This is a genomic window from Pseudoalteromonas sp. TB25 (assembly GCF_000497995.1).
Taxonomy (GTDB): Bacteria; Pseudomonadota; Gammaproteobacteria; order Enterobacterales; family Alteromonadaceae; genus Pseudoalteromonas; species Pseudoalteromonas distincta.
Genome location: NZ_AUTI01000163.1, coordinates 1 through 4,448, shown reverse-complemented (window position 1 = coordinate 4,448; position 4,448 = coordinate 1). Strand labels below are relative to the sequence as shown.

The 4,448-nt window shown below is 37.7% G+C and carries 6 protein-coding genes; 5 read left to right on the top strand and 1 reads right to left on the bottom strand.

Annotation, left to right across the window (positions count from 1 at the left end):
- From cgtA to L652_RS0103515, 5 genes are all read left to right on the top strand, one after another.
- On the top strand, positions 1 to 1,064 hold a 1,064-nt coding region (gene cgtA, locus L652_RS0103535; protein ID WP_024603294.1), incomplete at its 5' end, for an Obg family GTPase CgtA.
- A 73-nt stretch (positions 1,065 to 1,137) separates the two neighbouring features.
- The gene (gene folA / locus L652_RS0103530; protein ID WP_024594809.1) at positions 1,138 to 1,629 is read left to right on the top strand and encodes a type 3 dihydrofolate reductase; all 492 of its coding nucleotides are present in this window, start codon (positions 1,138 to 1,140) and stop codon (positions 1,627 to 1,629) included.
- 78 nt (positions 1,630 to 1,707) lie between these two features.
- Positions 1,708 to 2,085, top strand: coding sequence for a DUF3718 domain-containing protein (locus tag L652_RS0103525; RefSeq protein ID WP_024594810.1), 378 nt, complete (start codon positions 1,708 to 1,710; stop codon positions 2,083 to 2,085).
- A gap of 448 nt (positions 2,086 to 2,533) precedes the next feature.
- Positions 2,534 to 3,418, top strand: coding sequence for a UTP--glucose-1-phosphate uridylyltransferase GalU (gene galU, locus L652_RS0103520; RefSeq protein WP_024594811.1), 885 nt, complete (start codon positions 2,534 to 2,536; stop codon positions 3,416 to 3,418).
- Positions 3,419 to 3,548: 130 nt separating this feature from the next.
- Complete coding sequence (locus L652_RS0103515) at positions 3,549 to 4,022, top strand: peroxiredoxin (RefSeq protein WP_024594812.1); 474 nt, start codon at positions 3,549 to 3,551, stop codon at positions 4,020 to 4,022.
- A 105-nt stretch (positions 4,023 to 4,127) separates the two neighbouring features.
- Here the strand turns inward: L652_RS0103515 and L652_RS01000000123210 are convergent.
- Positions 4,128 to 4,448: PPC domain-containing protein (locus L652_RS01000000123210; protein ID WP_033013199.1), on the bottom strand; the 321-nt coding region annotated here is incomplete at its 5' end.

The window sequence follows — 4,448 nt, the reverse complement described above, 5'->3', positions numbered from 1 at the left end:
GTGGACCAGACGGCGGTGACGGTGGAGACGGTGGTAGTGTTTATCTACAAGCTGATGAAAACTTAAATACCTTAATTGATTATCAGTTTGAGCGCTTCCATAGAGCTGAACGTGGTACTAACGGTCGTAGCCGTAACTGTACAGGCCGAAAAGCTGATGACTTGTTTGTTATGGTGCCTGTAGGCACGCGCATCATGGATGTTGATACCCAAGAGGGACTTGGCGACTTAACTCAACATGGTCAACGAATTTTGGTTGCAAAAGGTGGTTTCCACGGCTTGGGGAATGCGCGTTTTAAATCAAGTACTAACCGAGCACCTCGTCAAAAAACATTAGGCACACCAGGTGAAGTACGTAACTTAAAATTAGAGTTACTATTATTAGCTGATGTTGGCTTACTTGGACTACCAAATGCCGGTAAATCTACGTTTATCCGCAGTGTATCTGCAGCAAGACCAAAAGTAGCTGATTACCCATTCACGACGCTTATTCCTAATTTAGGTGTGGTACGTCCTGAAGCAAATAAATCATTTGTTATAGCCGATATTCCGGGTCTAATTGAAGGTGCATCTGATGGCGCAGGCCTAGGTATTCGCTTTTTGAAACATTTAGAGCGTTGTCGTGTGTTATTACACATTATTGATGTAATGCCGGTAGATGGTTCAAACCCTGTTGATAATGCGTTTTCGATTATTAACGAGCTGCACCAATACAGCCCTAAATTAGCTGAGAAGCCACGCTGGTTAGTATTTAATAAAATAGATTTATTACCAGAGGATGAAGCAAAAGCGTTATGCGAATCGATTGCAGAAGAGCTGGGCGAAACTGAAAATATCTATCACATTTCAGCAATTAATAAACTTAACACTCAACCATTAATCCACAACATAATGACACTACTTGATAGCATGCCTAAAGAGAAGTTTGTACAAGTGGAAGATGAAGAAGTTGAATTTAAGTGGGATACCTATCATGAAAAAGCCACTAAAGGTAAGGGTAATGATGATGATTGGGATGACTGGGATGAAGATGATTACGACGTAGAAGTTGTCTACGAGCGTTAATTAAATAGAATTTACTAAAAAGGAGCTTATGCTCCTTTTTCTTTGTTTAAGAATAAAGTACTAGGTGTTTATTATGATAATTTCAATGATTGCAGCAATGGCAAATAACCGTGTAATTGGTCTAGATAATAAAATGCCATGGCATTTACCTGCAGATCTTCAGCATTTTAAAAAGGTCACTACGGGTAAGCCTGTGATCATGGGTCGTAAAACTTTTGAGTCTATAGGCCGTCCATTACCTGGGCGCCGTAATATTATTATTACTCGAAACAGCGAATATACTGCACAGGGTATTGAAGTAGTAACTACGCCAGATGCCGCATTAGAACTCGTTACTACTGCTGAAGAAGTAATGATTATTGGTGGTGGTAATATCTATGAGCAATTTTTACCAAAAGCAGAACGCCTGTATCTAACTTTTATTGATTTAGATGTTAAAGGCGATACACAGTTTCCAGATTACAATAAAGTTGCTAATTGGTACGTGAAAGAAGAGCAAGAAAACCATCCGAATGACAAGAATTTATCTAGTTATAAATTCGTAACTTTATATAAAGAACGTTAACATTATTGCGTAAATTTTGATAGATTGATATAATATTCGATAGTCTATATAAGAACAAAGTATTATAAAGGGTTTGTCATGTTTAAATTACCAAAGCTAGTTGCACTTACTGCCGTTGTAGCTGTTAGTTCGTTTTCGTATACAGCACCTGTAAATGCTGAAGATCAATTAGCAGTATCTATTTGTGAATATATTGCGGCAGACGATAAAAACCGATTACGCAGCAAGCTTAAAAGCTCTCGTGTAAAAATTCGTAATATTTATGATGCAGTACAATGTAATGGTAATAACTTATTACGTCATGCTGTTGCTAGTAATGCAGTAGATACTGGTGAGTATATAGTTAAAAACTTATCAAAAAGTGCGTTAACAGATGGTGCTGATATTGCTTGGGCTGAAGGGAATTTTGCCAGCTCACCGCTTATTGCAGTAATTAAAGAGCGTGCAGGTCTTTAATTATAAAAAGGTTTTGTAACGCGACCTTTAGTTAGAAATTTATTGGTCTGGGTTTGTTATTTATAGCAAACCCAGGCTTTTTTCGTTTAGCTAATGTAATCTCACCCCACAACAAAATCATTAATAAACTTCATAACTTACCTGCTCATTTTAAATAACCAAAAATGTAGAGTCTCTGTTTAATAAACAGCTTCAAATTTACTTCTTCAAAAGAGGTAACTTTATTCAGCTAGTATCTATTTTGTATCTGCTAGTTTGTACCAATACGCAATAATACTTAATTATTTTGCGGGGCTAAACGTGTCGCACCTGTGTTAAATAATTCTCATTTAGAACAACTAAGTAGCGAATTTTTTGCCTAGCTATCAACACGTTTTTCCATCCTAAAAATAGATCACTTAATTAAGCGAATTGATATTATTTACAAACTTAATCACTAAGGACAGATATGAAAGCTGTAATTCCAGTAGCTGGCTTAGGGACGAGAATGCTCCCTATGACAAAAGCTATCCCAAAAGAAATGCTCCCAATAGTCGATAAGCCTCTAATTCAATATATTGTCAGCGAATGTGTGTCCGCTGGTATTAAAGATATTGTGTTAGTTACGCATAGCTCTAAAAATGCAATCGAAAACCACTTTGATACAAGTTATGAACTAGAAGCGACTCTTGAGAAGCGTGTTAAACGAGCTTTATTAGATGAAATTCGCTCTATTTGTCCAAATGATGTAACTATTATGAGTGTACGCCAAGGTGAAGCTAAAGGGCTAGGGCATGCTATTTTATGCGCTAAACCAATAGTTGGTGATAACAACTTTGTTGTGCTCCTGCCTGATGTGATACTTGATGCCTATACTGCGGATCAAGAAACTGAAAACTTAGCGGCCATGATTAAACGCTTTAAAGAAACTCAAGCAAGCCAAATAATGCTTGAGCCAGTAGCTAAAGAAGACGTTAGTAAATATGGTATTGCGGATATAAACGGTGTTGAGTTAATGCCAGGCAAAAGTGCTGCAATAAAAGCAATGGTTGAAAAACCAGATGCAGATTTAGCGCCTTCTAACCTAGCTGTTGTAGGGCGATATGTACTGAGTAAGAACATTTGGCCTCTACTTGCAAAAACGTCTGTAGGTGCTGGCGGTGAAATACAACTTACAGATTCTATTGACGCATTAATGGCACAAGAAACCGTTGAAGCATTTCATATGAGTGGTCGCTCTCACGATTGTGGAGATAAGTTAGGCTACTTAAAAGCAATTGTTGAGTACAGTCTGCGAGATGAAAAGCTAGGTAATGATTTTTCAAGTTTTATAAATGATTTGAATTTACCTTAATACAGCGCGTATTCTTCGTTCTATGGTAGGCTGTTTTGAGCTACTAAGTTAGCCGTACTTTTTATACATAGTAGTAGGCTACGTAGTACGATTGTTACTTATTCTGTATTAATCTTTTCAAGGAATTACCATGATTGAGCAAGGCCAAGAATTACCAGCAGTGACGTTAACGCAATTAACTGACGACGGTATGCAATCTCTTACAAATAAAGAATTGTTTGAAGGTAAAAAAGTCGTGTTATTTGCAGTTCCTGGTGCGTTTACACCAACGTGTTCAAATGCCCATTTACCTGAATTTATTACCCTTGCTGATAAAATTAAAGCAAAAGGTGTTGATGCTATTTACTGTGTATCAGTTAATGATGCATTTGTTATGAAAGCATGGGGTGACTCACAAAACGCGCAAGAAATTACAATGCTTGGGGATGGCGATGGAAGTTTCACTAAATCGTTAGGGCTTGATAAAGATACTGCTAGTTTTGGTGGTATACGTTCAACGCGTTACGCTATGATTATTGAAAATGCGCTAGTAACAGGTTTATTTGTAGAACAAGACAAAGAGTTTGTTGTAAGCCGCGCAGAATCAGTACTAGAGAAGCTATAACAGTAATAAAGTGTAGATTTTAGTTTTAACTAATCTGCTAGTTATTATTGAAAAACCGATGTTGGCAGCAACATCGGTTTTTTTATTAAAGGCTCAAACTTTAAATTACGGTTGGTATTGCCCGCTAAGCGTTAAACCAGAGAAAGTGCTATAAGCGTTAACGCTTAAGTGCCAAGTACCTGCTTGTGGATTAGTAAATGTACATGTTTCTGCATTGCCATTTTTATAAGGGCGGCAATCGTATGAGCTTGCTGTTGGTTGGCTACCGTATTTTACAAATAAATCAGCATCGCCACTGCCACCCGATGTTGTTACTGTAAACGTAGTCATTCCAGCTGGTACATCTAACGTGTAATGTTTCCACTGCCCAGTATTGGCTGACACATCGCTTATAGTGCCGCCACCTGCTTGTGGAGTACCTGAACC